Source organism: Actinomycetota bacterium (genome assembly GCA_019347675.1).
Taxonomy (GTDB): Bacteria; Actinomycetota; Nitriliruptoria; order Nitriliruptorales; family JAHWKO01; genus JAHWKW01.
Genome location: JAHWKW010000050.1, coordinates 1 through 5,849 on the forward strand (window position 1 = coordinate 1; position 5,849 = coordinate 5,849).

The 5,849-nt window shown below is 66.6% G+C and carries 6 protein-coding genes; 2 read left to right on the forward strand and 4 right to left on the reverse strand.

Annotated features, from left to right (window positions below):
* Positions 1–476: 476 nt before the first annotated feature.
* The 3 genes from KY462_16500 to KY462_16510 all read right to left on the reverse strand — a co-directional run bounded on the left by KY462_16500 (position 477) and on the right by KY462_16510 (position 2,537).
* A complete protein-coding gene (locus KY462_16500; GenBank protein MBW3579299.1) occupies positions 477–929 on the reverse strand; it encodes a hypothetical protein in 453 nt (150 codons plus the stop codon).
* Positions 930–1,506: 577 nt separating this feature from the next.
* A complete protein-coding gene (locus KY462_16505; protein MBW3579300.1) occupies positions 1,507–1,851 on the reverse strand; it encodes an SDR family oxidoreductase in 345 nt (114 codons plus the stop codon).
* A 185-nt stretch (positions 1,852–2,036) separates the two neighbouring features.
* On the reverse strand, positions 2,037–2,537 hold the full coding sequence (locus tag KY462_16510; protein MBW3579301.1) for a hypothetical protein: 501 nt from the start codon (positions 2,535–2,537) through the stop codon (positions 2,037–2,039).
* A 67-nt stretch (positions 2,538–2,604) separates the two neighbouring features.
* Here KY462_16510 and KY462_16515 point away from each other — a divergent pair, with 67 nt between their 5' ends.
* Both KY462_16515 and KY462_16520 read left to right on the forward strand, forming a co-directional pair.
* Positions 2,605–3,027 carry a hypothetical protein gene (locus tag KY462_16515; protein ID MBW3579302.1) on the forward strand — a complete coding sequence of 141 codons (423 nt, stop codon included), beginning with the start codon at positions 2,605–2,607 and terminating at the stop codon, positions 3,025–3,027.
* A gap of 606 nt (positions 3,028–3,633) precedes the next feature.
* A complete protein-coding gene (locus tag KY462_16520) occupies positions 3,634–4,743 on the forward strand; it encodes a patatin-like phospholipase family protein (GenBank protein ID MBW3579303.1) in 1,110 nt (369 codons plus the stop codon).
* A 192-nt stretch (positions 4,744–4,935) separates the two neighbouring features.
* Here KY462_16520 and KY462_16525 read toward each other — a convergent pair whose 3' ends face one another.
* Positions 4,936–5,577: an IS1595 family transposase gene (locus KY462_16525; GenBank protein ID MBW3579304.1), complete on the reverse strand. Its 642-nt coding sequence runs from the start codon at positions 5,575–5,577 to the stop codon at positions 4,936–4,938.
* Positions 5,578–5,849: the final 272 nt, after the last annotated feature.

Below are 5,849 nucleotides of genomic sequence, written 5' to 3' on the forward strand. Positions count from 1 at the left end.
GATCACGGTCGTCGGGGGGCTGCTGGCGATCCTCATCTCGTGGTTGCTGCGCAGGTGGGTCGGGCGACCGGGCTGACCCGACGGCCGCCCGGTCGGCGTGACTGAGCCTCAGAAATCCTCCTCGGATACGTATGGGCGCGTCCAGAGGATGACTTGGAGCAGCAGCGACTTGATCCAAGTCTGGTGCATGACCTCGACCTCGTCGTCGCTATGACCCTTGTTTCCCAGGACGATTGCAGGGTGGCGGTGATCGGGTAGTGCAGCGCGAGCACCTGCACGACTCCTGAATGCGGTAGTCCGGGCGGCTCCGCAAACAGACGCGGCTACGGCCCTCCCCCGGCTTGGCCACCGCGGGTCCGGGTGTGTGGCGCAACAGTTGAAGCCCAGAGCAGGCCGCCGGCGATCTGTGCCGTAGTCCGCGAAGCGGTTAGTGGCGGTTCTGCCATGGCGTCAGGCACGGGCTTCTCGACAGCCGTTCAGCCTGGCGCCCGAGTGATCAGATCCTTGCGCAGAGCCAGTTCCACGCTGTGGACGGTGACACCGTCAGAGTCTTGGACATCGACCGCCAGGATGGAGGCCTGGACTGGGACCCCAGGTCGCCATTGCTGGGTCAGTCGCCACTCGGTCTGGCCACCGCCCATCGACCGGCCACGAAACTCATAGGTGGTGCCGACGTCGTCACGAAGGGCGAGCATCACACTTCCGAGGTAGCGCACCGACGGCTCATCAGGTGGCGTGTGAAAGGCCGGCAAGCCCCGGTTAGCCTCGCGACGCACGTCCCCCCACGCCTCAAGCTGCCGTCTGCCAACAGCCTCGAGTTCCTGGGTGCGTCGAGTCTGCAGGCAGGCCGCCACCAGATGCACATCCTGGTCCCACAGCTCCAGCATGAGCAGCACTAGGGTGATCGCGTCGACGTCCACCAGCGGCACGACCGGCACCAGCACCCCGCGGAGAAGGTTGGTGGGTTCGGGATCCAGCGGCTGTCGCGCCGGACAGCCTCGCCCGAGACGAGTCACCCTGCGCCCTACGCGCATCATCGAGCTGCCGGAGAAGCCCGTCAGCGCGACTCGGCCCGATGACACCTGCAACCCTCAGTGCCTCCACTCCCCCTGCGAGCTCGCTGGCGACGATCTCGTCCATAATCCGCCCGCTGGTCAGCGCCGGCTCGAAGATCCTCGCGATCCAACGATCCGCGTTCACCGATCCCCTCCCATTCGCCCAGAGCCTAGAGGTGTGGACATGACGCCGAATGCGTTCCCGAGCGCAGGCGGTTGTTGTTGAACCCCGCTCTCCGTGCGACCCTCATGGCGCAACTATCGCGGTGGCAGGGCTCGGGGATGCGCGAAGTACCGCAGTCGGTTGCTCGGCATGGAAGAGCCTGTGCGAGCGTCCCTGTCTGTGCGTCGAGCGAGGATGTTCCACGGCGGCTGTCTCCGCGCAACTGCTAGCGGAGTTCGATGTCCCCGCAGGGTGGGCGCCGATCGGTTCCAGGGTCCGCTCGGCAGGTCATCGGAAGTTGAGTCCTCCGTCGACGTTGATGACTTGACCAGTGATGAAGCGGCTGTCCTCGGAGGCGAGGAAGACCGCCACACCGACGAGGTCATCGGGGGTCTCGCGACGCCCGATCACCTGCGCGTCGATGATGGCCCGCATCTCCGGTGTCATGTCCGAGCTGTTGGAGGCCTCGGTTGTGACCGGGCCGGGAGCGATCGCATTGACCGTGATGTTGTCCGCCCCCAGCTCGCTCGCCAACGCGCGCGTCAGGCCGACGACGCCTTCCCGCGCGCACCCGAACGCGTACGCGCGACCGATGCCCTGAGCCGCCCCGGTGGTGATGGCGACCTTGCCCAAGCCTCATGCACTCCACTCCGTTCGTGTCGCCCAGGTGCTGCAACGCTCTCCGAATCCACACCCGCCGACGATGTCGCCGCGTCTGCTAGCGGTCGATAACGAACGGCCGGGACTCCACGGTGGGATGCCTGGACAGCGCCGGCCCATCGAGGCCTACCCCCGGCGTCCAGGAGGGGGAAAGACCGCTACGCAATCACCGGCGCCCCCCCAAAGTGCGGAGGCAGTCCCTCAGGGTGTCGACGGACGAAGCGGTCCATGTTCCGTTGCACGGTCGTGCTGGAGGCGTACTCTTCGAACCACCTTTGGACGGCATCAGCGACTTCCTCGACGAAGATCGGGATGCTTATCCAGCCAACCTGGTCATCCTCAACCACCGTCGAGAGGTTATGAATCTGAGGTGCCTCTCCCACGGGCTCGATGAATGCAATGGGGAAGTCGCCTCTGTGCGGCTGAGCTGATCCCTGGTGCAGCAAGGAGCATCTGAACCCGTAGAGATTCGCGGCGTCTTCTTCGCCGTAGCCCATGTTGACCCTAACCCACTGCTTGTACTTCGATCCTGAAGCTCGGCCGTTGTCTGAAGCCAGAGCTCCACAGATGTCTGGCAGTGCGAGGGCGACGATGAGCGCTACGAAGTACAGCTCAACCTCGGACGCCTTCCTCATCTGGTCGACCATAACATCAAGCATGGGGGAAGCGTACGTGAGGCCTCCGAGTACGCCATCGATCCACGCCTGGACATCAACCAGCTGCGCGATGGATGGGCCTCCAGTATCACCGGACCTGAACAACGGGCGCATCGACGTCGCCTGGTACGACTACCGCGACGACACCTACCCGGCTCCCCAGCCCGACCCCGACTCGGGCCTCACCCTGTTCAACAACATGCGCAAGCAGGACAGCGTCTACGTCACCAGCTCCGTCGACGGTGGCCGAACTGGACGTCAACGTGCGGTGAACGACGTCCGCATCGATCGCACCAAGGCCGTCGACGAAGGCCGTCCTGTTCCGCCACGAAGCCCAACCGATGGGCCAACGTCTGATGAAGCCGCCGGGGCGACCGCGGCGGTCACGATGTCCTGGGTGCCGGTCACGGCGTCGCCGTTGCGTGTGTTCGACCACGCTACGAGCGTCGTGTCGACCAACGAATCCAGCGACAACGGCACCTGGAAGAAGTAGTTCGGGTCCCACAGCCCGATTGACAAGCTGTTGCCCTCGAGGTCGAGCCGGCTGCCGCTTCGAACAGCAGCTTAAGATCGTCCAGGAGCCGCGTGGTCACCACCGTAGTTTGGCGCAACTACCGACGTCGGCGCCGGTCGCCGACGGGCGAACTACCGCAGTCGGTTGCTCGGGTGTGGACCGTAGCGGGGGCTTCTTTTGGGAGCGCAGACGAGCATCCCGTCCACGGATGCGAGCCACAAGCTCTTATCCATGTGCGGTGAGCACCCGACGGTGGCCGACGTGGCCGAAGAGGTCACACGGCGTAGGTAGGGACGACCAGGATGTCGCCGCTGACGCGGGATGACGGTGACGCCCGCCCGCAGCGAACCGGATCGGTTTTGGTCGCTGGACCGTCCGATCGCCGCCGCCCCGGGACGCCGTCGACCGGACGCCGACGTGTGCGAGGGCCGCACAAAGGTGGCGGGATAGGTCGGGTTACGCCATAGTTCCGCTTCGTGCCCGAGCGGATCGGAGCACGGGTACCGTCGCAACGCCTCTTTCGTGCCACCGAGGCATCGGTGCCGCCGGGCGTCGACGGACACGACGCGACGACAAGGGGCAGGGATGGCTTCGAAGGTTCGTGCGCAACCGACCAGCCAGGGCCGCGAGGACGATGCGGGCCGGGGCCGTGGCCAACGACGCAAACGCTACGACGATCACGCCGACCTGGTGCTCGAGGGCGGCGGCGTCAAGGGCATCGCGCACGTAGGTGCGCTGGTCGGGCTCGAGGAGCACGGCGTCACGACCTTCCCCCGGGTGGCAGGAACGTCGGCAGGTTCCATCGTAGGTGCCCTGGCCGCCGCCGGGATGCCGTCTTCAGCCCTGCGCGAGGTCATGCGCAGGCTGGACTACCGCCGCTTCCGCGACCGCAGCGGGATCGCGCGGATCCCCGTCGTCGGCAAGGCCGCGTCGCTGGTCTCGCAGGACGGGATCTACGACGGGGAGTACCTGCGCGAGTTCCTCGGCAACGAGCTGCACGCGTTGGGTGTGGAGACCTTCGCCGACCTGCGCGTCGACGATGCCCGGTATCAGGGCGAGCTGCCGGATCGGAACTACAAGCTCGTCGTCATGGCCACCGACGTCACTCACGGGCGGCTGGTACGCCTGCCGTGGGACTACCGGGCGCTCTACGGTCTCGACCCCGACCGCCAACTGGTGGTCGATGCGGTCCGAGCTTCCATCTCGATCCCGTTTTTCTTCAAGCCGGTCACGCTGCGCGACGCTGACGGCACCCCCTCGACCCTGGTGGACGGCGGCGTGCTCTCGAACTTCGCCATCGACGTGTTCGATCGCCGTGACGGCCAGCCACCGCGCTGGCCGACGTTCGGGGTCAAGCTGCTGCCGGAGATGCCGGCCGGGCGCATCCACCTGTTCCCCCTGCTCGGGCTGGTCCCGCGCGGGCCGGTCAACCTGTTCGAGCTGCTGGTGTCCACGATGCTGGTGGGCCACGACCAGACCCAGCTCAGCCAGCCGTGGGTCGACGTTCGGACCATCCGCGTCGACACCAACGCGGTTGGCGTTCTCGACTTCCATCTCGGCGAGGACGCCGCCAATGGCCTCTACCGCAGCGGGCGCATGGCCGCGGGGAAGTTCCTGAGCGGTTGGAACTTCGCCGAGTACAAGCGGGACTTCCGCAGCGACGCGGACGCGGGGCCGGCACGGACCAGGGCCTGATCGAGAGCTCGAATACGAAGCTTCGGTCCTCACCCGGGTCGCGTTCGGGTTTCCGTTCACCAGAGGCGCTGATCGCCCTCGCGATGCTTGCACTCGGCGGCTACCGCCCCGACCTCCCCCACGAGGCCGCCGCATGACGACCCACGAAAACGTCAGTAGGGCCCGAAATAAGCCTCGTTGGGGGGTATCCATTTAACCGGAGCGCCCCTGGTGAGCGCGCCTCCAGGGCCGGTTGGCGGGCGGGCGATCGAGGCTTGGCGGGTGCCCGCGCGTTTGGGGTGGCACGGGCGGGACTCTCCGCGGTCGTCGGCTGACGATGAGGTCCTGGTAGCGCACCGGTTCGTGCGCGACGGCGAGCTCGAGCACCCGGTAGAACACCATCCCGCGGCTGCGGGAGCGGCGGCGGTTGAAGCGGAAGACGAACTCGTTGAGGTAGGCGGGCAGGTGCGCGTCATCTACCGCTGCCTGGTGGGTTCCCGACAGCCAGCGCTTGACCAGCGAGGCGACCCGGTGCACCGCAGGCAGCAGCTCGCCAGGGTCCTCGCCGCGGGCACGGGCGGCGCGCTGGCTGCGTCGGTCGTGGGTGTAGCCGAGCCGCTCCAAGCCCCGGTAGCCCTGCCAGCCATCGGTGATCACCATGGCGCCGGGCTCGACGTTCTCAGAGATGAAGGCGTGCAGCGACGCGGAGGACGCATCGGCCAGCGGTGCGATCCGGCAACGGCCGATCCCCGTGGGTTCGTGTACCTCGCCCGCGATACCAGCCAACATCTTCTTACCTCTGGCGCGGCCGCCACGCACTCCAGGCTCCAGTCCGCCGGTGAAAGCCTCGTTCACCTCATCGTTCCGGCCAGCCTGTCGCGGCCGGGGCGTACCAGCACAGACCGCAGCCGGTGCAGCATCGCTCAGGCCGTCTGGTACCAGGTTCGGCCAGGGGAGAGGCCGTGCAACACGGCACAACAAGGCGTTAGTTTACGTAACACTTCTTATCGGCATGTGGCGGGGCAGCCCTGTCGCAATGGCCGCACTGTGACCTAGGGTGACGGATGCGACACCTAGCTAGTCCATCTTCGCGCCTCGGCTTGGTTGCGCTGACGTACGCTGTTGGC